The organism is Staphylococcus sp. 8AQ, from assembly GCF_902506595.1.
In the GTDB taxonomy this organism is placed as follows: domain Bacteria; phylum Bacillota; class Bacilli; order Staphylococcales; family Staphylococcaceae; genus Staphylococcus; species Staphylococcus pasteuri.
In genome coordinates, this window is record NZ_LR733871.1 from 1,626,722 (window position 1) to 1,649,173 (window position 22,452).

The window sequence follows — 22,452 nt, forward strand, 5'->3', positions numbered from 1 at the left end:
TTCTATTATTTTAAAAAATGATTCTAAAAAAATCTGAACGTTCTTTATTTATAGAATCGTTCAGATAATAAAAAATCTATTTACGCTTTAATTTTCGTGATAGTTTAATTTTAGCTTTTGTTAATTTTGGTTTAACTTGTTCAATAAGTTGGTAAAGTGGTTGATTTAAAACATAATCAAATTCACCAATTTTTTCACTTAAGTAAGTTCCCCATACTTTTTTAAATGTCCATAATCCATAATGGTCTGAATCTTTGTCTGGATTATTATCAGTTCCACCAAAATCATATGTTTTAGCTCCGTGATCACGAGCATATTTCATCATAGTATATTGCATATGATGATTAGGTAAGAAATCTCGGAAGTCATTAGATGAAGCGCCATATAAGTAATAAGATTTACTACCTGCAAACATTAATAATGCACCTGATAAATAAATACCTTCTGGATGTTCTTTTTCAAGTCTTAATAAATCATCTTTTAAATCTTGAGATTTTTTAATTTTATTATTAGCATCATTGATTTTATTTAGTGTTTTTTTATCTTGCTTTTTATTTTGAAGTTTTTCAATTTCATTTTCTAATTCTTTAATTTCTGAATTCACTGTTTCAAGCACTGGTTTTGGTTCTAATTTAACTAAGAACAATTCTGCATCGCCATCTTCATGTAATGCATCATATATATTTTCAAAGTAACTAATATCTCTAGTTAAGAATCCATCTCGTTCTCCTGTAATTTGCATTAAATGTGCGAATGTTTTTAATCCTTCTCTACCAGCTCTTTCAACTTTCGTACCTCTTTTTAATGCTAATCTCACTTTAGAGCGATTTCGTCTTTCAAAACTTTGAATAATGTCTTCATCAGATTTATCAATTGGTGTGATCATTGTCATTCTTGGTTGAATATATTCTTTAGATAAACCTTCTTTAAATCCTTTATGCTTAAATCCTAAATTACGTAAATTTTTCAATGCTTCAGCACCGTGTTCTACTTCAACGTCTGGATCTATTTTAATTGCGTAAGCTTTTTCTTCTTTAGCTACTTTTTTCGCTTCTTCTAATAATTGTGATAATGCTTCTTTATTATCGTAATCAGTTACAAATCCTCTAGATACATAACATAATGTAAATGGTAGTTTCGGAATTTTTTTGAATAATAATTGTCCAACGCCCTTAATTTCACCATTTTCACCTATCGCAATTCTTCTTGAATACCATCCAGTCAATTTCTTTGTTTCTGCCCATTTCGTAAGTTGCAGTAAATCGCCATTTGGATGAGATTTTACAAATGCGTCATGTTCTTGATTAGTGATATTCATCTTTTCCATGGTTTATAATATCTCCTTTTTATTAACAATAACTATAATTATACAACGTCTATCTATGAGTGTCGATAAAACACATAAATGAATCTACAACAACATTAAAAACATGTTCTTTAATTCCTATAAGTTATTTTATTTCAGCTAAATAATTTTTAAAGCAGTTTTAAAATTGGTATAATAAAACACTAAAATTCTTACGAAAGAGGTGTTCAAATTGCGTCCAACGCTATTAATTTTATTTATCATCTTAAACGCTCTTATCATTGTCATTAGTTTGAATAATGATTTAACAGTCCAATATTTTAGCTTAAGAGTCATACTGGCTGCATTTAGTTTCGTTTTATCATTGTTCTTTTTACTTATTAGAACAACTCAATTTAGCATGTATTTAAGTATTGCTTCGATTATTATTGTAGTTGTCCATATCGCCATTATCATACAAAGTGCTTATACTTATCTATATTAATTATTAGGTTCAAAACGATATTTTGCACCTCTTATATATATTGAATAAGGTGATGTTGCTTCAGCGTCTTTAAACACGATAGTGTGATAACCAGATTCTTTACCATCTTCAATTCTAAAGTACATTTGATCTTCTTTTAAAATTAAATCAGTGTATTTATCAGTTTCATTTACAACTTGCATATCAAACCAATTTTGCCAGTTTTGTACTGTCTTTTCTCGTTGACTAGTAGTAATCATTATCATCTCTATAGAGAATTGGGTTTGATATAAAGGTCTTAACTGTGCATCTCGATTAGCTTCACCTTGATCCCATTGTATGAAAAATGGTGGTTTAACCATATAACTAGGATCAGCAATATATAAAAGTCGCCAAGTTATTTTTTCACCTTTTTTAGTTTCTCTCTCCATATTTACTGGACCGATAACTTCTATATTACGTTCTTCCAGTGTTTGCTTAATAGCGTCAATATTATTTGTTCTTAAACAAATGGTTTTGAATCCTTGTTTAAAATGATCTTGAGCTATTTTAGTAGCAAATGATACTCTTCCCTCTTCAGTTTTAGCTAATTTCTGCAATTTTTCTTGATCTTCTACATCTAAAAATTCTATGTAATTTCCATTTATATACGATAACTTATTAAATGTTCCAAATTTATTGTGTTTTCCACCTGAATGCAACGTGATAAGGTTACCTGGAAACTTAAATTGCTCTAATTGATCAATATAATGAATGATATGATCAAATTTCAAATCCATCTTTTTGTCCCCTTTTTATTCATTTCTCAGTTCTTATTTTAACAAAATTGAAAGTATTATACTTCTAAAAACTTACTTTAAATTGGTATTGAAAAATATTGCTTTTAGTTTTATAATGAATCTTGCGTTTCAAAAAGGTTAGCTAAGCTAACTAAATTATAAATTTTGAGGTGTGCTCATGATTAACAACAAATTTTTCAATAGTTTTATTAGTATTTATCGACCTTATATTAAATTAACTCAGCCTATATTAGAACGACATAATATTCATACTGGCCAATGGCTCGTTTTAAAAGATATTGCGCAATTTCAACCAACGACCTTAGTTAATATATCTTATCGTCGTGCTATAGAAAAACCGACTGCTAGAAAATTTATTAAAGTTTTACTCGAAAGAGAATTAATTTCTTATACTACTGGAAATGATAAACGACAAAAATGGTTAAGTTTAACTGAAGAAGGTCGACAATTTTTTGAAACTATCAATAAAGAGGTAAATGAAATACAGGATGAAATTATTGAAAAATCTGGTATAAATGAGCAACAACTGACAGAAATTACTAATTCAATGTCAATTATTTATGAAACAATACTAAAGGAGAGTCAAGAATGAGTGAAACTTCATCTATTAAAGCACCTATCTTTACTAAACGCTTCAATCTTAATTTCATCATAAATTTTTTCGTGTACTTATGTATGTATTTATTGATTGTAGTCATCGCAGGCTATAGTAAATCTGAATATCATGCATCTGATAGTTTAGCTGGACTAGTCGTGGGGTTATTTATTGTGGGATCATTAATTGGTCGTTTTGGAACGGGTAAATATGTAAATACATTTGGTCCTAAAAAGATTTTAATGTTTGGTCTTTTCTGTCTTGTAATAACTCAAGCATTGTATTTTATTCCTGGTAATATTTATTTCTTAATGTTTGTACGTTTAATCAACGGTATTGCAACTGCAATTGCTACAACAGCAACTGGTACTATCGCAGCTTATGTCACACCACAAACACGTAAAAGTGAAGGCATTAGCTTATTTTCACTAAGTTTAGTTTTAGGTACAGCTGTTGGTCCTTTCTTTGGTATTTTGTTACTGAATGCATTTTCTATCACCTTACTATTTACGTTATGTATTGTGTTAGGCATTTTAGGACTTATCTTATCCTTATTTATTAATATTGATTTTAATCCTACGAATAAAGAACAAAATTCCACAAGTTCAAATGGCTTTAGTATTCATAATTTCATCGCTAAAGAAGCTGTACCAGTTGCAATTGTTATGTTATTAGTTGGTATTACTTATGCAGCGATATTAACGTACTTACAAGCTTTTGCTGAGCAACGTGATTTAGTCAGTGCGGCTAGTTACTTCTTTATTTTCTACGCAGTGGCTTCTTTAGTTACACGCCCTATTGCCGGTCGTTTAATGGATAGTAAAAATGAAAATGTAGTCGTTTACCCTTCATTTATTGCTCTTATACTAAGTTTCATTTGTTTAATGTTTAGTTTTAATAGTGGATTATTATTACTTTCTGGTGTATTACTAGGTATTGGTTACGGTAACCTTTCTTCATCAATGCAAGCTATTTCAATTAAAGTATCACCTTCATTTAAGTATGGCTTAGCTACATCAACTTACTTTATCGGATTAGATGTTGGTATTGGCTTCGGTCCTTCATTCTTAGGTTTATTTACACATATGATTTCATATAGTCAAATTTATGGAGCAATGGCTATTTTAGGCATTCTAACTACAATTGTATATTTCTTTGTTCATGGTAAAAAAGTTAAAAACACATATTCATATGAATAGTAGTTACTACAAATAAATTAAAAAGCTAGAGACATCACATTAAAGATGATGTCTCTAGCTTTTATTTTTTATATTTAGTTTGCAATACTAATTGCTTCGATTTCGTTTATCATTTTATCCATTAATTTCTTTTGCTTTGCGTTAAAGAAGTAGTAAACTTGTCGCTCATCTGTTTCTGAACGTAATTTTGAAATAAGTTCTTTTTTATAAATCTTACGGATAATCACATCAATTTTACTTGTGTCCCATAACATTTCAAAATGTAACGTATCTCTTAATTCTTTACCACTAATCTTCTCACCTTCAAAGACTTTGTATAAAACGACAAATTCTTCAATTGAAGTGCGATAAGATGTTTTTAACCAGTGCTTAAGTTGACTTAGTTCTCTTTCAGATGCAATAAACCCTTGTACTTTATTATTCATATTAAAATGCCTCCTATGTTGATTCTTAGATGTTATGTTTGTATTGTACAATTAAATTGCTTAACTTTATTATATAACATAGTAAGCATTTTATCTATTACAAATATTAAATTTAAGTCTAAATTTTGTTTAGAAATTCAACATTTTAAAGTACATGTTTAATAGTGAAAAGTATATAAAAGTTATTGTATTGAAATTACGAGACACATATAATCTATAAAAGATTTTATGATTGTATAAATATGACTCTATTTTTCCACTTATTTAAATTAAAATTTAATACTATCCACCAATATAGTTCATATTAATCTTATTACGTTTTCTATTTTTTACTGTTTGTTCTGTTCGTTCATCTGAATATCGATCATCTCTAATGTGCCAAAGTGCTTTAAATTGCTCTAATAATTCCTCGTCTGTTGCACCAGAGCGCATAAAGTTCTTAACATCAAATCCTTCTACATCCGCAAATAAACATCCGTAAAATTTACCATCTGAGGATAAACGGGCTCTCGTACATGTTGAACAAAATGATTGAGATACACTAGTTATAAGTCCAAACTTCACTTGATTATCTTTGTGACGATAGTATTTAGCTACTTCCCCAAAATATTTAGGTTCTACAGGCTCAACTTCAAAATGTTGTTCAACCATATTTAACATTTCATCTTTACTCACTACTTTGCTAAAGTCCCAGCCATTGTCATTACCGACATCCATAAATTCAATAAATCTTATTTCAATAGCTTTATCTTTAAAATATTCAATCATAGGTATGATTTGATCATCATTCACGCCTTTTTGAATAACGACATTCACTTTAACTTGTAAACCAATCGAAATCGCATAATCAATCTGTTCTAATATTGTAGAAGCTTTAATATTTCTATTATTAATTGCTTGAAAGACTTCATCGTCAATAGCATCTAAACTCACATTAATACGTCTAAGGCCTGCATTATATAAATTTTGACCATGTTTTTTTAAAAGTAATCCATTAGTAGTCATACCTATATCTTCAATGCCTTCTATTTGATTCAGTTGCTCAATGAGTTGATAAAGATTTCTTCTTAATAATGGTTCTCCACCTGTTATTCTTATCTTTTTAACCCCTAATTGAGCATACAATCTAGCAATTCTGACCATTTCATCAAAAGACAATAATTCATCTTTAGGTAAAAAGACAAAATCATCGCCAAATATTTCTTTTGGCATGCAATAATCACATCTGAAATTACATCTATCTGTGACTGATAATCTTAAGTCTCTTATCGGTCGACCAAGTTTATCTTTAATTTGCTCCACCATAATGGACCCTCCTTATTGATCTAACTGTTGTTTTAAAGTGTCCAAATCTTGTTGAGAGTTAATATTATAATACCAATATGACGGTGCATCGATGTCTTCTACATTAATCCAATCTACATTCATTTCTTCATATAATTGCTTAAAACTATAATCATCAGAACTCAATATTTCTTCAATAACATTTTTCGTCTTAGGACTATAAAAGCCAATCGTCGGAATCATATATCCATTTGACTTAACCGTTGCTATATCTATTTGATCTTCAATAAGATGAGACATCATAAATTGATATAGTTGATTTATGGCTTTTTCGTTTATCATCGGTGTATCAACTGATACTACGAAAAATAATTCTTCATCCGGGTATTGTTCCATCACTGACATTATGCCTGCTAGCGGTCCTTTTCCTTTATAATTGTCTTTATCTACAACTATATTTTGATATTTAAATTCATTTTTAAGTTGACTATTCGTACTAATAATAATGTCATTAAACATATTTGTTGATTTAAGTACATTCACTATTCGCTGATAAAACATTTGTCCGTCAACTGAAGCAAATGCTTTAGGACGCCCAAAACGACTTGATTGGCCTCCAGCGAGTATAATTGCTTTCATTTATTTATCCTCCACTCACTGGTGGAATGAGTGCTACAGTATCACCAGGTTCAATCTTATCAGTTAATTTAACGAATTCTTCATTAACTGCAATTTGAAATTGCTTATGTGCCATTTCTGGATAATGTTCAACAATCATCACTTTAAACGCTTCTACAGTTAAAGGATCTGAAACATCTATTGTTTCTGACTGTTTATTAGCTATATCTTTTAATTCTGCAAAGTAAAGTACTTCCAATTTATTTCCTCCCATTAGCTTCATCATAGTCGCCTTTTTGATGGCCTTGCCATTCAGCACCATCTTCCCATATCTCTTTTTTCCATATTGGTACTATTTCTTTAATTCGTTCTATGGCATATTCATTCGCACGATATGCATTTTTACGATGAGGAGATGATACCACAATTAAGACAGCTATATCTGATATCTCAAGAGGACCAATTCTGTGTACTATAGTTGTTATAGTACCTGGCCATTTTTGTTCTATTTCTTGACCTATTTGAGCCATTTTCTTTTCAGCCATTGGAATATAAGCTTCATATTCTAAATACTCAGTTTTTACTCCTTTAGTCCATTCACGAACATGTCCAGTGAACGTCACCATTGCACCTTGATGTTCGTTTAGTGTAAATGCACGATATGGCTCTATTTGAATTGGTTCTTTAACGATTTCAAATTGTTTCATTGCACTCAATCCTTATGTGTCACTTTATTTATTAACCATTCATCAAATAATTGATAAGCATTAGGTTCATTTAATTTTATCTTATAACATACATTGTTTAAATGATTTAGCTTTTGCAATTGTGATTCACTGTTATAAACTATGATTTTTTCATATTTTTCATCCTTAAAACCTTCAACTAAAATGATGTCATAATCAATTGTAACAGAGTCTTTAATAATCTTTGAAAGGCTTTGTTCATTAATTCTAGTTACAGTTTGTCTATATTCATGCCCTTGTATAATGCTTTGGTCCGCTCCTGATTCAAAGTGTTTCATATGATCCACATGTTGTCCTTGTAACTCAATATCCGAACCAGTATGCCCATGATGTTTTATTGTCGCAACTTTTAACTCTAGAGATTTTAATTTATTAATTGCATGCATCATAAGTGTTGTTTTTCCAGAATTTTTAAATCCGACTATTTGAAGAATCATATATTCAATTCCTCTTCATAAGCAGATGATTCTGTAAGTATAACGTCTACTAGGTGTCCTTTTTTAAACCCTCGTGTTCCTCCTGGCAACATAATCATTGAATTTGAATGAGCAATAGCGACTACTGCACCTGATTTATTAAATCCAGATGGAACAACTGTAGCGCCAGCAGATGTAAATGTAGCTTTAGCACGTATAAATCTAGTAAATGGATTAGCTTTAGTAAAATCTTCCATTAATGTAGCTTTAACAATTTGAGGATAAACTGCATTAGCGTTCATCATTTGATTAATTGCTGGTTTTACAAACAATTCAAATCCTGTGAAACATGCTGAAGGATTACCGGACAAACCAAATAAATATTTATTATTAGCAACTGCAACAGTTGTCACACTTCCTGGTCTCATTGCAACTTTATTAAATAATACTTCTGCATTCAGGGCTTGATAAATTTCAGGTAAGTAGTCAAAATCTCCAACAGATACGCCACCTGTAGTAATAACAATATCATGTTCATCCATCGCTTTTTTGACGACTTCAATACTACTTTGTAAATCATCTTGCTGAATTTGATAAGTACCTACTTTTAATCCAAATTGTTCAGCTAATGCTTTAATCATCGGACCGTTTGAGTTTCTAATTTTACCAGGTTGAAGCTCATCTTCCACTTCTAATAACTCACTACCTGTCGCAATAACAGCTATACTTGGTTTCTTCCATACTTCAATATCTGTATAACCATATGTTGCTAATACAGCTATAGCTCCTGGATTGATTTGTTGTCCTGCTTTCAAAACAAGGTCTCCAGTCTGTGTTTCTTCACCTTTCAATGAAACATTTTCATGTTGTTCAAATGTCTTTCTAATTGAAAACGTATCTTCTTGTTGTACAGTTTGTTCAAACATGACAACTGCATCTGTTCCTTCAGGTAATTGTGCACCTGTCATAATTCTTACCGCTTCATGTTCACCAACTTTTTTATCAGACACGGAGCCAGCGCCAATATGATCAATCACTTTAAAATGTACACGATTTTCACCACTTGCTCCTATAGAGTCTTGACTTCTAATCGCAAATCCATCGTATGGTGATTTATTAAATCTTGGTATATCATAAGTAGCTACAATGTCACTTGCTAAAATATGGCCAGTACTTTGATTTAAAGGAACTGAAATTTTGCTAGAATTTATATCTTGTTTTACAACACGTTGAATTGCTTCTTTAACGGGAATTGGACTTCTTTTTTCAAATGTCATATGATCATCTCCAAAATATTTATTTCGTGATATACTTGTATCGATAAGGAGGGTTAATATGTCAGATTTTACACACATTAACCAACAGGGTAATGCGAAAATGGTTGATGTTTCAAATAAAGAAATTACAAAACGAACAGCAATCGCTTATTCCAGCATTATAGTGAACGAAACTATTTATCAACAAATTGTTCAAAATACTAATGCTAAAGGTAACGTATTAAATACTGCACAAATTGCTGGCATCATGGCAGCTAAAAATACTTCTACAATAATACCAATGTGTCATCCGCTTCCATTAACTGGTATAGACGTCGCTTTTGAATGGGATACTTATCAATCTAACCAATACGAATTGCATATAAAAGCAACTGTATCAACAACCGGAAAAACAGGTGTAGAAATGGAAGCACTAACTGCTGCATCGGTAACAGCTTTAACAATATATGATATGACGAAAGCAGTTGATAAAGGAATGACAATAGGTCAAACTTATTTAGCTGCTAAATCTGGTGGTAAATCAGGCGATTACAAGCGTCCAGAATAATAAATAAAATAACTGTATACTTAAATGGGATTGAAGCAATGAAACTTTGACTTCAGTCCTCTTTTATATTATTTTGTTAATTCATGAACTAGATGATTTAATTCTGGCTTAATAAGTTTATCCATAGCTAATTTAACTGCACCAGTTGATCCTGGAAGTGAAAATAACAGTTTATCCTGATGTGTACCTGCAATTGCTCTAGATAAAATAGCTCTCGTGCCTACATCTTCTGTATAACTTAAATAACGAAACATTTCCCCAAATCCTTCAATTTCTTTATCTAATAAAGGACGTACAACCTCAATTGTCACATCTCTTTGTGCTATACCTGTCCCACCAGTCGTTATAATGACATCTATATCATTCTGTTTTAACCATGTGGAAAGTTGTTCATGAATATCTTGCTGATTGTCTTTTACAATCTTATAATAGTCATCTTTCACATTAACATTTTCATTTTCTAATAATGTTTGAATAAGTTGTCCACCTTTATCAGTATTATAATCTCTTGTGTCCGATACAGTTAAAATTGCCACTTCAATGTCTCTATCTAGTTTAATATGTTGATGCATGATTTCTCCTCCTTAAATGTTTACCCAAATAATTGATTGATGAGTTTAGTAGCTTCGTTAGGACTAGTTAATCCATGTATTAATAATCGACCTCCATTAAATGCTACGATTCTATAACCTTTAAATGAAAATACAATCATATATGGATTTTGTTTAAATTGAATATGGTGAGAATTTAAAAATGATATAAGCATTTCCTGGGTAATATCTTTATTAATATATTGCACTGTATCTCTGCCACATAATGTTGCATACTGACGTTGACTATTATTCAAATAAGGATAAGTAGGTGATTGTCCGCAGGTAGAACATGAGTCATTTTGCATATTTTTAAAACCAATGGCATGATGATATCCTTCCCACACATCACCATATTTTAATTTAATATCGGTAGCTTGATGCGTGAGTATTTTCAATGCATCAGTGATTTGAAAACTAGTTGTCATTGTTACAGCCGGTTGTATCACACCTACAGTATCGCAAGTTAAATTAATTGAAGGTAAATGTGGTAATAAGCAATTAAAACATGGTGTATTTCCTGGAACAAAGGTAGTTTGAGCATAAGTACTTTGTACAACTCCCCCATAAATCCATGGAATTGAATTTTGATAAGCAAAATCATTAATAAGCTGTCTTGTATCAAAATTATCAGTTGCATCAATGATTAAATCAATTCCAGATGTATGTTTATCTAAAAAGTAAGCATCTACGTGTGAGACAAATTCATTGATTGTCACATCATGTCGAATTGATTCTAGATGTTTCTTGGCAGCAATGACTTTAGGGAGCATATCAAGTGCGTCTTGCTCAGTAAATAAAGTTTGCCGTTGTAAATTACTATACTCAATATAATCTCTGTCAACAATCGTAAGTTGTTGTATGCCGGCTCTTACTAAACCTTCTGAAACATGTGTGCCTAATGCACCCATCCCAACAATCATCACATGTTTTTGACTAATACTACGTTGACCTTCGACACCTATATGTTTATATAACATCTGTCTTGAATATCTATCTTGATTCATTTCCTGATTCATTTTTGAATCTCCCTTGAAGTATGTTATCTCCATTATAAATCTTGTATCTCAAAGTGACAAAACCTCAACATAAAAAGTTCCCATCAAAGTTCTCATTTTTCAATGTTTACTCTGATAGGAACTTATTAAAATTGACTCTCATTAATTTTGATTAATAATTGATAACTTATTATATTTAAGAAATCATAATCATTTCGTCTGCAAGTTCTTTGGCTTCTTCATTCGAATGTGTAACAAATATAATAGGAATTTGCCACTCATTAAAAATCTTTCGAACTAATGCTATGCTTTCACGTTTAGTCTGATCGTCTAAACTAGAAAATGGTTCATCGAGTAGTATTAAATCTGGTTTTATACTTAAAGCTCTTGCTAAAGCAACACGTTGTGCTTCCCCACCTGATAAGGTGATTGGATAATGATTCATTAAATGTTTTATATTTAAAGTTTCTAATAAATTATCTATATGTTCTGATGAAGATGTCATAAATGTAATATTCTGTTTCACAGTGAGATGTGGAAACAATTGATAATCTTGAAATAAATAACCAATTTGTCTTTGTTGAATTTTTATATCAATATGCTTTTCAGTTTCGGTTAGTACACGATCATTAATTTGAATCATTCCATCATCTGGTTTTTTTAAACCGGCTATCATATTTAATATAGTCGTTTTGCCTATTCCAGACGGTCCTTGGATTGAATATATTTTGGGAACCTGATCTTCAATGTGAATATGAATTGGACGTTGATTAATTTGATGTGTAATATCAATATTCAACATTTAATCACGCTCCCTAAACTTATCATAATTTAATAAATTGATTGTCATAATAACAACAATAGAGAATGCTACTAGAACTAACACCCACAACCAAGCTTGATTTTCTTTTCCTTCAACAACTAAGAAATAAATTTCTAGTGGTAACGTATTGGTTTTATTAGGAATATAGCCGGCAACCATTAAAGTTGCTCCGAATTCACCGATAGCTCTAGCGAAACTCATCATAATTCCTGATAATATATAACGCTTAGATAAAGGTAATACTATTCTATAGAAAATCTTTCCTTCACTTGCTCCCATTGTTCTAGCAGTATCCAACATACGTTTATCAATGCTATTAAAACCTTGAATTGTATGTTGATACATCAGTGGAAAACTAACAATAACAGATGCAATAACAGCTCCAGTCAATGTAAATACTACTGGTAAATGCAATATATTACTGAAGAATTTTCCTACAATACCTCGTGGTGAAAATATAATTAATAATATGAATCCCATTACAGTGGGCGGAAGAACAATAGGTAATAATATAAAACTTTCAATGATTTTAACCCATCGTTTCTTACGATGATATAACCATCTTGATACAATAATTCCAAGTACCATTACAATCAATGTACTCAAAGTTGCTACTCGAATCGATAGCCAAAATGCAGTTAAGTCAGGCATTAAAAACAACCCCTATGCTGAGAACTGATAATCTTTGATGATTTGTTTAGCTTTGTCTGATTTTAAGAATTCCATCCATTCTTTAGCTAATTTTTTATCAGAAGTCGCTCCTGCTTCATAAGTAATTGGTTTTGATAATTTTACTTCTTTAATTTCTTTTACTGAATCAATTTTCTTTTTATTTTTATATAAATCTGTTTTATAAACAAATCCTTGTTGTGCGTTACCTTTTTGTACATAGTTTAATACTTGTTTAACGTCTTTTGCGTAAACTACTTTGTCTTTTGTTGCATCCCACAAATTATTTTCTTGTAAGTATTGTTTACCATATTTACCTGCAGGTACTGTTTTGATTTGACCTAAAGCTAATTTTTCATTATCTTTTAAATCTTTAACAGATTTATAATTTTTATCTTTGTCGCCTATAAGTACTAATTTATTTTTGGCATAATTATATGTATCATGCGCTTTCTTTTTATCTTTTAAGATATCAACATCTTTTGTGTTAGCTGACATAATAACGTCTACTGGTGCACCTGATTCAACTTGTTGTCTTAAAGCACCTGAACCACCATAGTTGAAATCAACTTTAGCATCTTTATGATCTTTTTCAAATTCTTTTTTCAATTCTTTACTAACATCTGTTAAACTTGCTGCTGCTGAAATTTGTAATTCTTGTTTCTTATCTTTACTGTCAGATTTTTCACTTTTCTTTCCATTATCTGATGATGAATTCGAACATCCGGCTAGAACCAAAAGTCCCATTAACAAAATCACAAATAAACTTTTAATCTTCACAAAAATTCCTCCTTAAAGTACATTACACTTCGAATTTAATAGATTTATATTTTATTTGAAGTTAATATCTATATGTAGATTATATACTTTAATTTTTTAAATTGAAATAACTATCAAAGCAAATTTATTTATATTTTGTGAAAAACGCACTAATATAGAATTTATAGTGATATAAAGGAGTTACAAAATGAATAAAGATGTTTCATCCAATCAGCACATTATTAGATTTGAAAATGGTGAATTAAAGGATACTGTAGATACTTATGTAACAGAATTCCCATTAACTATCATGGTCAATGGTGAAGAGTTTGCAACTGTTATTTGTAGTCCTACTAATATGGAAGAATTAGTATTGGGTTTCTTAGCATCAGAAGGTGCATTATTAAAAAAAGCAGAACTAAAATCATTACAAATAGATGATAGTAGAGGGTTTGCCCATGTTGAACTAACAAAATCGCTAAATGATCGATTCGAATACTCTAGTAAACGAATGATTGCATCATGTTGTGGTAAAAGTCGTGAATTTTATTTTCATAACGATGCTGCTACTGCTAAAACATCCTTATCTAATATCACTATTACTCCTCAGCAAGTTTTAAATATGATGACTCGCTTACAAACTGCCAGTACAATATTTAAGCAGACAGGCGGATTGCACAATGCGGCTATTAGCGATGGTGATAACTTCTTTGAACATCGTCAAGATATTGGTCGTCATAACGCGCTAGATAAATTATTTGGATTTTGTATACAAAATAATATTCCTGTAAGAAATAAAATTTTAATATTTAGTGGTCGTATTTCCTCGGAAATTTTAATTAAAGCTGCCAAAATTGGCGTAGGCGTTATTTTATCTAAATCAGCACCAACGACATTAGCTGTACAATTAGCAGATGATTTAAACATTACTGCTGTTGGATTTATTAGAGACGGTAACTTTAATATATATAGCCATCCAGAACGTATAAAAGCTGCTGGTGATTTCAATTAGTGTTTGAAATCAACAGCAGCTCTTTTTATATATTTTCTTTTAATATTTGATATCTAAAACTTCTATATACATAACCCTGTTTCAAATACATATCTTTAACTGTATCTTCACCATCTGCAACTAAAATAACTGGGCGTTGCCCTGCTAATTCCCCTATATACGATTGCATTGTACGACCGATACCATTTCTTTGGTAATTTTCAAGTACGCCAAATCCATCTATTTCTACAGAGTTTTTATTTTCTATCACATCGACAATACCTACTGGCTTATTTTCTAAATATCCAATCATAGGCGTTGCTTTCATGTTATCAAAGTTTTGTCTAATCTTTTCAACATTTTTTTTAGCATATTTTTTGCCATATGGTAATGAAAATTGATAGAAAATATCAAGATAATCATTTAAGTTAGTACGATTTACTTTGATTAATCTTACATCTTGATTTCTACTTAATTGGGCTAAGTCATTTGCTTCAATGATATAGAATTCTAATACACCAAGTTCAAATCCTAATTCCTTAAACAGTTCAAACCACTGTTCATTAAGTTGATCGTTCTCAGGAAAGTAAAAAGATAAGTGATTGGAACCTTGTGCAACATGCATTTCCTTTTGGGTTTCAATATCTTTCAACCATTGAACTTGTGATGGGCACTGATGATATAACCAAGTATTGTTGGCAAATTGAAGTGCATCTGATGGTGTTAAATAAACGGTCTTCATTGAATCTTCTAAAAAAATATTACCTTCCAAATATATATCAGACATCGTCAAATGCTTCATAAATATTACCCCATCTCAGCAGATAATTAGAATTGTTATGATTCTATATATGAAACATTGTCTTACACTGATTTTATTTTATCAACTGTTTGAATCGAGAGTGATTAAGTAAAGTCGCTCCTATTAAGCTTGCAATAATTGCTTTAACTATATCCCCAGGCATAAAAGTTAATGATAATACGAAGGATTTAGAAATAGGTATATTTATAATGAATCCCATTATAATGGTACCTAGTATATCTAATCCAAGCACACCAATGATAATAGTAGCAACTAATAGCGTTATAAAGTTTACTTTATGTAAATATTTGTCTCTTATCCATCCGATAAAGAAAGCTACAACTGGATATAAGAATAAAAATCCTGCTGAAGGACCTGCGAAAACGCCGATACCCCCTCTACCACCTGATAACACTGGTAGTCCTACTGCAGCTAACAGTAAAAATACAACAACACTTAAAGTTCCTAACTTTCTTCCTAACATTATTCCTGCTAAAAATATCCCTATATTTTGCAATACAATTGGTACTGGCATAATTGGTAAAGGTACTGGTGGTACCAAACCTAAAATACAAATGATGGCTGCCATCAAAGCTGTAAATACTAATTCTTTTGTACTCATCATTTCATCCTCCTTACATGAGAATGATTATACCATTAATGTAAACTTAATGGAATAAAAAGTTTACATTAGTTGACACGTTTTGCTAAATCACTTATATAATTAAAGAAATTATTTCGCTCTACATAATTAATCACATTAACCTCTCGGCCATCATTACATTTAAATGTTCTACCTTGACTTGGACCATGTGCTATAACATCTACATTCAATTTAACTGATTTAGTTAATTTAGGATTACCTACATAAGCTGTTGTTAACACATCCCATAAAAAGTAAGTCGAATTTGTTATAAAATGTGTTAATGGTGGTACAGCTGCATAACTAACACCTAAGAAATCAATACCTGTATAATGACGTTCATCTGCCCAACGTTGTCTCACTTCTAAAGTTAAAGGAACTTGATTGGTGCTTTCTAAAGCTACCATATCTATCTTGATATCACTATCAAATACTGTTTTCACCGCTTCTGGATCCCAAAACGCATTCCATTCTGCCGTGCCGTCATGCTCTGGTTCTTCAACATTACCCTTTTCTAAAAATGTTCCTCCCATCCAAACTAATTTATCTACTTTGTTCACTATAGTTGGTTGTATTTTTAATGCTTTAGCTAAGTCAGTTAAAGGACCAGTAAATAACAATGTAATTTTTTCTTCAGTATTTTGAAGAATGTTAATGATATCTTCATAAGCCTCAAGATGATTTTCTTTTGAATTTGTTAAAGTAACTTTTTCATTTAAAATTGGTAACGCGTCCATGAAAAATGCATGCATTCTCCAATCCTTAGGAAATGGATTTTTCCCTCTTTCAAATGATGGTGCAACATCAAGTTTTTGATTGGAAAAGCGATTGATAATCTTGATAGACGCACTTAAAGATGGTTCTAAATAGCAATCTGCTCCAATCGTGCTTACACCTACAAGTTCTATTTCTTCCATTTGTAAAAGTAAGAATAAAGATATAAGATCATCAACGCCACCATCATGATTAAAATAAACTTTTTTCATTGTTTTTCTCCTTTTTATTATTTTATTTCTTTCAATTTATATGTAATTATATCGAAATCACAAACAAAATTCATAATTTACTACTACATAAAAGAAGTTGAGACACAATTTGCGTCTCAACTTCTAAGTTATTGATATCGTTTTTTTATTATCTTTTTATTTAGTATCCATTAATTTTTTCTTCAAATCTTTACGCATGAAGTCTAAGCTATATGGATCATTATACCAGTATGTTTCTGCTTTAACTTTAATCACATTACCATTTTTAACTGCAGGTAAGTTTTTCCACATATTTGTTTTTTCATATGCAGGTGTTGCTTTACCTTCACTTGTAGATACAATGTAATCGCCAGCGTATTGATCAACTTTTTCTTGTTTAACTTCAGCAAATCCAGCTTTTTTAGTTAAATCATCAACTGATTTTGGCATTTTAAGACCGAATGCTTGATATAAAATTTCTCCGCCACGGCCCCAATGGTCGCCGTAAGTGTATAATTTTTTATCAAATTCATCAAAGATAGTTACAGTTTTATCTTTACCAATTTTATCTTTAATCTCTTTGCCGTCTTTAGAAGTTTGATCTTTCCATTCTTTTTCCCATTTTTTAACTGCATCTTCTTTACCTAGTAATTTACCTAGTTCTTCTTGTTGTTCTAAGTAACTATGTTTCGCATAGTTAAATGGTACAGTTGCTGCGATTTTTTTATATTTTTTAATGTTTTTATTTTGATCTAAGACAATAATTAAATCTGGTTTTTCTTTTGCAACTTTTTCGACATCATCGTCTCCAACTTTAGTTACACCTTTAAATTTGTCTTTCAAAATATCACTTTGATCGACTTGATTACTTACTGCTACTACATTTCCACCTAATTTTTTCACGCCACCAGCATATGATGGAGCTACAACAGCAATTCTTTTTGGATCCTTAGGAACTTTTATTGTTTTCCCATCATCCGTTTTGTAAGATTTCTTCTCAGAACTCTTTGAACTATCGTCTGAGTTGTTACCACATGCAGCTAAAACTAACACTAGTGCTATTAAAGGTAATAATAATTTCTTCATTTTTTCCTCCCATTGAAAACGATTATCAATTTCATTAAAATTATACAACTTTACATATATTTTTACAATAAGCAATTTCACCAGTTTTTTTAAATTTTAATAAATTTATTTCAATAAAGTAACTTATTACTATATTAATCCTGTAATGCTTTTTGCAATATTAGTATATGCCATATCTTCCATCGGAGGATTATGAAGACCTGCGCGCATATCTCGATAATATCTTTGTAATGGTCTTTCCATCTCAAGACTTTTTGCTCCTACAATTCTCATTGCTAAATCTACAACTTCCAATCCTTGATTTAATACAAGTACTTTACTTGCAGAAGTCTCATTCCAAATTTCTGTGTCTTTCTCATATAATTGATAACCGTGGGCAGTACTCCATAAAAAATGTCTTGCCGATAATAATAGAGATTCCATTTTACCTAAATTTTGTTGAACTGTAGGTAATTCTGCAATAGTTCCTTCTATACTATTCGGACTATACGTTTTAGTGAAATCTACTGCGTAATTTCTAGCTGCTTGTGCGATTCCTAAATAGACACTAGGAATATGCAAAATCCAACCATTTGCTCCAGGTTTACGTTTCTGTTCAACAAAATATTTATGAGGAATTTTTACATTATTTAACACTAAATCATGACTTTCAGTAGCACGCATACCAATCATGTTCCAATTATCGGCGATGTCCACGCCTTCAACATTTCTTGGAACTAAAAAGAATCCTACTTGATCTAATTCTTCTACATATGCTCCTACAATAAAGTGTGTTAATGCCTTACTCATTGAAGTAAATGTTTTGACACCATTTAAAATATAGCCGTCTTTTTCTCTTACTGCATGAGTTGCCGGACGTCCTCCGCGTGTAGGGCTACCAGTTTCAGCTTCACTTACTGCACGATTAACGAGTGCGCCTTTTTTCACTGCTTCGGCAAATTCTTCTAATAATTCAGGTTCCCACAATTGTTGTTCAAATAATTGACCCACTACACTTAAATGCCAACCTATTGATAAGGCAGTTGCGCCATCTATTTCTGCTAAATAAGTTTGCAAAATAACCATATCTTCAATCGTAGCGCCTTCACCGCCGTATGCTTTTGGTAATGTTAATAAAGTATATCCTTCATTAATTAACCACTCTATATTTTCAAATGGAAAGCGTGAGGCAATATCATTTTGCTCCGCATACGATTTAAACTGCTCTTCTATTGTTTTAAACTTTTTTATCCATTTATGTTGTATCTCTGATTGCACCAAGAATGACTGTGTCATTATTTTCACCTCATCATAGTATTAATAGCTTGTTAATTATCCTTAGTTTAACACTCAACATTATTAAATAAAAGGACTGATATTTCACAATTCCTACTTTACCGATAAGAATTAATGTGATAAATTTACTTTAATATATTTGGGAGGCTGATACCTTGATACAAGTAGAACATTTATCTCATTTTTATCATTCAAATCAGGTTTTAAAAGATATTAATTTTTCACAAGAACAGGGAACCGTGACAGCTATTATTGGACCTAGTGGTTCAGGAAAAACAACTTTACTTCGTACTCTCAACGCACTCGCAACTCCTTCTAAAGGTTCGATAACGATTGATGATTATCAATTTAATGCTGAACAACATACTAAAAAAGATATTTATCATCTTCGACAACAATCAGCAATGGTTTTTCAAAATTATAATTTATTTAAAAACAAAACCGTATTAGAGAATATTACTGAGGGCTTAATTTATGGGCAAGGTAAAGGAAAAAGAGAAGCGATACATATTGCTGAAGATCACTTAAATATGGTGAATTTATTAGAACATAAAGATAAGTACCCTATCCAACTATCAGGAGGTCAAAGTCAACGTGTTGGTATAGTACGTGCACTTGCATTAAATCCTAAAGTACTATTATTAGATGAACCTACATCTGCATTAGACCCTGAATCAATCCAAAGTGTATTAAATCTTATACAACGTATTGCACAACAAGGAATGACAATGGTTATAGTAACTCACGAAATTAGCTTTGCTGAAGCTATTGCTGATCAAATTTTATTTATTGATAACGGAGAACTAGTCGTACATGGTTCACCAAGTGATGTTTTATATAATCAAGATAATGACCGTATCCAACGTTTTATACAACGTATTAGAACGGAGGTAGATGTAAATTGAAACGATTCTTCCCCTGGTTAGTATTAATGAGCGTATTTATATCTACTATAGCTTTATCTGCATGCTCAAATGATCAATCACAACGTGCTACTAAAGCTCATCCAAAAGAAATCAAAGTAGCGTTATCGGCAGAAGTAAATCCTCCATATTTATATACTAATAAAAAGAATGAATTTGTAGGACTTGATATGGATTATATGAAATTATTAGAGAAGAAATTACCACAATATCATTTTAAATATGAAGTTGGTGAAGAAGAATCTAACCTAGTAGGTATAGGTTCTAAAAAATTTGATATGGGAATTAATTGGTTCTTTAAAACACCCGAACGCGAAAAACAATTTTTATATCAAGATGTTCCTTACAGTTATGCATTACCTATGCTTGCAGTTAATAAAAATAATCATGATATACATCAGCTTAGCGATTTAACTAATAAGAGATTAACTCCAATGGCACCAAGTGGTGGTTTATTTTCTATATTAAAACAATATAACAAGTCACATAAAGAACCTATCAATATAGATACGATTCAAGCACCTTCTAATGGAGATAATTTAAAAATGGTTGGTAATCATCGACGTGATGCAATGTTTTTAAATTGGAATACATATAAAGCGATTCAAGAAAAAGTAAATGAAGATGTTAAAATTGGTGGCATTATTAAAAAAGAACCGCTTCACATCGTTTATAACAAAGATAATCAACAATTACATGATGATATTGATCAAGCTACTCAAGAATTAAAAAAAGAAGGTAAACTTCAAAAATTATCTAAAAAATATTTTGATATTGATGTGTTTGATGATTTAGAAAATATCAATAAGCATAAGAATCAATTGGAGGTGCAATAATATGTCTGCCACACAATGGTTAGATTTATTTAATCAAGTATTACAACAACTTCCTATTACTCTAGTAATGATTATAAGTGCTTTAATCTTTGCCATTATATTAGGACTATTATTAACAATGATTCGTATTAAGCAAACGCCTATATTGGCGCCTTGCGCCAGAATATACCAATCATTTATGAGAAGTACCCCACTTCTACTTCAATTGTTTTTAGTATATTTTGCATTACCTCAATTTTTATTAATATTTCATATAAACATTAATCACTTTGACAGATTATTTTTCATAATATTAGCTTTTAGTCTTCATAGTGCTGCTTATTTATCAGAAGTCTTTCGAGCTGGTTATTTATCTGTTGAATATAGTCAGATTGAAGCTGGATTATCAGTAGGTTTAAGCTATCCGAGAATACTAAAAAATATTATCGTTCCACAAGCTTTACGTAACAGTATTCCTAATTTAACGACTCAGATTATAGAATTAATTAAAGATACATCGTTAGCATTTACTATTGGAATTATAGACATGATGGGACAAGTTCAACTTATTATTGGCAATAATTATGGTTTAGGAATGTTAGAAGTATATATTGTTATTTCTATTATATATTGGATGCTCGCTTTGATTGTTCAAGGTGTGTTTACATTAATTAATAAAGTTTCAGAAAAACCATATCAAGCATAGGAGGCAATCAAATGTCATTCATTTTACATACCTTCATTGAAGTTTTAAAGGGTGTACCAAATACAATTGCAATTACACTTATAGCTATGTTGATTGGTATTATTATAGGTACAGTATTTGCGATTATTCGATTGCAACGAATACCTGTACTATCTCAATTAGTAATCGTTTATAATTCATTTTTCAGAAGTACACCGCTCATAGTTCAATTATTCATTTTCTATTATGGTTTGCCAGCACTTATTCTATGGTTCAACTCAATTTTTCATACTTCACTTAATCCAGATATGGCACATCCATTGATGATTGCTGCAATCACCTTTGCATTGCATGCGACGGCCTATTTATCAGAATCTATTAAAGGTGGTTTACTTTCTATTGATCCTAAACAAATTGAAGCTGCTCAAACTGTAGGTTTATCTAAATGGAATGTTTATAGACGCATTGTTTTCCCTCAAGCGTTTGGCTATGCATTACCTAATATTGAAAATCAATTTATTATGTTATTAAAAGGAACATCACTTGCTTTTGCTGTACAAGTAACAGAAATTATGGCGATAAGTACTGAAATTGCTAATGAAGGTTATCAATTTGTACCAGTATATACAGTAGCAGCGATATTTTACTGGGCATTGGAAATTGTTATTGAGTATGTGTTCCATAAAATTGAACATCGCACAACACACTATTTAACATCTTAATAAAAAATTATGGGACTCACTACTTTAATG

At 30.8% G+C, this 22,452-nt stretch carries 28 protein-coding genes; 9 read left to right on the forward strand and 19 right to left on the reverse strand.

The window, feature by feature from the left end:
- Nucleotides 1-76: 76 nt before the first annotated feature.
- Nucleotides 77-1,327: a lipid II:glycine glycyltransferase FemX gene (locus GVY01_RS08130; protein WP_159333706.1), complete on the reverse strand. Its 1,251-nt coding sequence runs from the start codon at nt 1,325-1,327 to the stop codon at nt 77-79.
- A 202-nt stretch (nt 1,328-1,529) separates the two neighbouring features.
- Between GVY01_RS08130 and GVY01_RS08135 the strand changes: the two genes are divergently transcribed.
- Complete coding sequence (locus tag GVY01_RS08135) at nt 1,530-1,790, forward strand: hypothetical protein (RefSeq protein ID WP_231290217.1); 261 nt, start codon at nt 1,530-1,532, stop codon at nt 1,788-1,790.
- On the opposite strand, the gene GVY01_RS08140 is transcribed toward GVY01_RS08135, so the two are convergent.
- Nucleotides 1,787-2,548 (reverse strand): VOC family protein, encoded by a 762-nt coding sequence (locus tag GVY01_RS08140; RefSeq protein ID WP_017638532.1) that lies wholly within the window; start codon nt 2,546-2,548, stop codon nt 1,787-1,789. The genes GVY01_RS08135 and GVY01_RS08140 overlap by 4 nt on opposite strands.
- A gap of 178 nt (nt 2,549-2,726) precedes the next feature.
- Here GVY01_RS08140 and GVY01_RS08145 point away from each other — a divergent pair, with 178 nt between their 5' ends.
- Together GVY01_RS08145 and GVY01_RS08150 are read left to right on the forward strand one after the other, a co-directional pair.
- A complete protein-coding gene (locus GVY01_RS08145) occupies nt 2,727-3,161 on the forward strand; it encodes a MarR family winged helix-turn-helix transcriptional regulator (protein ID WP_017638533.1) in 435 nt (144 codons plus the stop codon).
- A complete protein-coding gene (locus tag GVY01_RS08150; protein WP_017638534.1) occupies nt 3,158-4,363 on the forward strand; it encodes an MFS transporter in 1,206 nt (401 codons plus the stop codon). Before GVY01_RS08145 ends, GVY01_RS08150 begins: the two co-directional genes overlap by 4 nt.
- Before the next feature lie 74 nt (nt 4,364-4,437).
- Here the strand turns inward: GVY01_RS08150 and GVY01_RS08155 are convergent, their stop codons facing one another.
- From GVY01_RS08155 to GVY01_RS08185, 7 genes are all read right to left on the reverse strand, one after another.
- On the reverse strand, nt 4,438-4,788 hold the full coding sequence (locus GVY01_RS08155) for a SarA family transcriptional regulator (RefSeq protein WP_017638535.1): 351 nt from the start codon (nt 4,786-4,788) through the stop codon (nt 4,438-4,440).
- A gap of 282 nt (nt 4,789-5,070) precedes the next feature.
- Nucleotides 5,071-6,093, reverse strand: a complete 1,023-nt coding sequence (moaA, locus tag GVY01_RS08160) for a GTP 3',8-cyclase MoaA (protein ID WP_017638536.1) — start codon at nt 6,091-6,093, stop codon at nt 5,071-5,073.
- Between the two features lie 12 nt (nt 6,094-6,105).
- Nucleotides 6,106-6,711 carry a molybdenum cofactor guanylyltransferase MobA gene (gene mobA / locus GVY01_RS08165; protein WP_017638537.1) on the reverse strand — a complete coding sequence of 202 codons (606 nt, stop codon included), beginning with the start codon at nt 6,709-6,711 and terminating at the stop codon, nt 6,106-6,108.
- 4 nt (nt 6,712-6,715) lie between these two features.
- Nucleotides 6,716-6,949, reverse strand: a complete 234-nt coding sequence (gene moaD, locus GVY01_RS08170) for a molybdopterin converting factor subunit 1 (protein ID WP_017638538.1) — start codon at nt 6,947-6,949, stop codon at nt 6,716-6,718.
- A 1-nt stretch (nt 6,950) separates the two neighbouring features.
- Nucleotides 6,951-7,397 carry a molybdenum cofactor biosynthesis protein MoaE gene (locus GVY01_RS08175; protein WP_017638539.1) on the reverse strand — a complete coding sequence of 149 codons (447 nt, stop codon included), beginning with the start codon at nt 7,395-7,397 and terminating at the stop codon, nt 6,951-6,953.
- Nucleotides 7,398-7,402: 5 nt separating this feature from the next.
- Entirely contained in the window at nt 7,403-7,873 is a 471-nt protein-coding gene (mobB, locus tag GVY01_RS08180; RefSeq protein WP_017638540.1) for a molybdopterin-guanine dinucleotide biosynthesis protein B, read from the reverse strand.
- The gene (locus GVY01_RS08185; protein ID WP_017638541.1) at nt 7,870-9,129 is read right to left on the reverse strand and encodes a molybdopterin molybdotransferase MoeA; all 1,260 of its coding nucleotides are present in this window, start codon (nt 9,127-9,129) and stop codon (nt 7,870-7,872) included. Before GVY01_RS08185 ends, mobB begins: the two co-directional genes overlap by 4 nt.
- A 58-nt stretch (nt 9,130-9,187) precedes the next feature.
- Here GVY01_RS08185 and moaC point away from each other — a divergent pair, with 58 nt between their 5' ends.
- Complete coding sequence (gene moaC, locus GVY01_RS08190) at nt 9,188-9,676, forward strand: cyclic pyranopterin monophosphate synthase MoaC (RefSeq protein WP_017638542.1); 489 nt, start codon at nt 9,188-9,190, stop codon at nt 9,674-9,676.
- A gap of 68 nt (nt 9,677-9,744) precedes the next feature.
- On the opposite strand, the gene GVY01_RS08195 is transcribed toward moaC, so the two are convergent.
- From GVY01_RS08195 to modA, 5 genes are all read right to left on the reverse strand, one after another.
- Complete coding sequence (locus tag GVY01_RS08195) at nt 9,745-10,248, reverse strand: MogA/MoaB family molybdenum cofactor biosynthesis protein (protein WP_017638543.1); 504 nt, start codon at nt 10,246-10,248, stop codon at nt 9,745-9,747.
- Nucleotides 10,249-10,268: 20 nt separating this feature from the next.
- Nucleotides 10,269-11,273 (reverse strand): ThiF family adenylyltransferase, encoded by a 1,005-nt coding sequence (locus tag GVY01_RS08200; protein ID WP_159333789.1) that lies wholly within the window; start codon nt 11,271-11,273, stop codon nt 10,269-10,271.
- Nucleotides 11,274-11,460: 187 nt separating this feature from the next.
- Nucleotides 11,461-12,066, reverse strand: a complete 606-nt coding sequence (locus GVY01_RS08205) for an ATP-binding cassette domain-containing protein (RefSeq protein ID WP_159333707.1) — start codon at nt 12,064-12,066, stop codon at nt 11,461-11,463.
- Nucleotides 12,067-12,738, reverse strand: a complete 672-nt coding sequence (gene modB, locus GVY01_RS08210; protein ID WP_017638546.1) for a molybdate ABC transporter permease subunit — start codon at nt 12,736-12,738, stop codon at nt 12,067-12,069. It lies immediately after the preceding gene.
- A 12-nt stretch (nt 12,739-12,750) separates the two neighbouring features.
- Nucleotides 12,751-13,536 carry a molybdate ABC transporter substrate-binding protein gene (gene modA / locus GVY01_RS08215; protein ID WP_017638547.1) on the reverse strand — a complete coding sequence of 262 codons (786 nt, stop codon included), beginning with the start codon at nt 13,534-13,536 and terminating at the stop codon, nt 12,751-12,753.
- A 187-nt stretch (nt 13,537-13,723) separates the two neighbouring features.
- Here modA and fdhD point away from each other — a divergent pair, with 187 nt between their 5' ends.
- A complete protein-coding gene (gene fdhD / locus GVY01_RS08220) occupies nt 13,724-14,527 on the forward strand; it encodes a formate dehydrogenase accessory sulfurtransferase FdhD (protein WP_017638548.1) in 804 nt (267 codons plus the stop codon).
- Nucleotides 14,528-14,552: 25 nt separating this feature from the next.
- On the opposite strand, the gene GVY01_RS08225 is transcribed toward fdhD, so the two are convergent.
- The 5 genes from GVY01_RS08225 to GVY01_RS08245 all read right to left on the reverse strand — a co-directional run bounded on the left by GVY01_RS08225 (nt 14,553) and on the right by GVY01_RS08245 (nt 19,277).
- Nucleotides 14,553-15,308 carry a GNAT family N-acetyltransferase gene (locus tag GVY01_RS08225; RefSeq protein ID WP_017638549.1) on the reverse strand — a complete coding sequence of 252 codons (756 nt, stop codon included), beginning with the start codon at nt 15,306-15,308 and terminating at the stop codon, nt 14,553-14,555.
- A gap of 73 nt (nt 15,309-15,381) precedes the next feature.
- On the reverse strand, nt 15,382-15,930 hold the full coding sequence (locus GVY01_RS08230) for a biotin transporter BioY (RefSeq protein WP_017638550.1): 549 nt from the start codon (nt 15,928-15,930) through the stop codon (nt 15,382-15,384).
- A gap of 68 nt (nt 15,931-15,998) precedes the next feature.
- Complete coding sequence (locus tag GVY01_RS08235) at nt 15,999-16,937, reverse strand: nucleoside hydrolase (protein WP_017638551.1); 939 nt, start codon at nt 16,935-16,937, stop codon at nt 15,999-16,001.
- Between the two features lie 156 nt (nt 16,938-17,093).
- Nucleotides 17,094-18,002: an ABC transporter substrate-binding protein gene (locus GVY01_RS08240; RefSeq protein ID WP_017638552.1), complete on the reverse strand. Its 909-nt coding sequence runs from the start codon at nt 18,000-18,002 to the stop codon at nt 17,094-17,096.
- Nucleotides 18,003-18,131: 129 nt separating this feature from the next.
- Entirely contained in the window at nt 18,132-19,277 is a 1,146-nt protein-coding gene (locus GVY01_RS08245; RefSeq protein WP_017638553.1) for an acyl-CoA dehydrogenase family protein, read from the reverse strand.
- A gap of 155 nt (nt 19,278-19,432) precedes the next feature.
- On the opposite strand from GVY01_RS08245, the gene GVY01_RS08250 reads away from it, so the two are divergent.
- From GVY01_RS08250 to GVY01_RS08265, 4 genes are read left to right on the forward strand one after another with little or no spacing between them, the layout of a single operon-like run.
- Nucleotides 19,433-20,182, forward strand: a complete 750-nt coding sequence (locus tag GVY01_RS08250; protein ID WP_017638554.1) for an amino acid ABC transporter ATP-binding protein — start codon at nt 19,433-19,435, stop codon at nt 20,180-20,182.
- Between the two features lie 26 nt (nt 20,183-20,208).
- Complete coding sequence (locus GVY01_RS08255) at nt 20,209-21,036, forward strand: amino acid ABC transporter substrate-binding protein (RefSeq protein ID WP_236549866.1); 828 nt, start codon at nt 20,209-20,211, stop codon at nt 21,034-21,036.
- A 1-nt stretch (nt 21,037) separates the two neighbouring features.
- Complete coding sequence (locus GVY01_RS08260) at nt 21,038-21,721, forward strand: amino acid ABC transporter permease (protein ID WP_017638556.1); 684 nt, start codon at nt 21,038-21,040, stop codon at nt 21,719-21,721.
- An 11-nt stretch (nt 21,722-21,732) separates the two neighbouring features.
- Nucleotides 21,733-22,422 (forward strand): amino acid ABC transporter permease, encoded by a 690-nt coding sequence (locus tag GVY01_RS08265; protein ID WP_159333710.1) that lies wholly within the window; start codon nt 21,733-21,735, stop codon nt 22,420-22,422.
- Nucleotides 22,423-22,452: the final 30 nt, after the last annotated feature.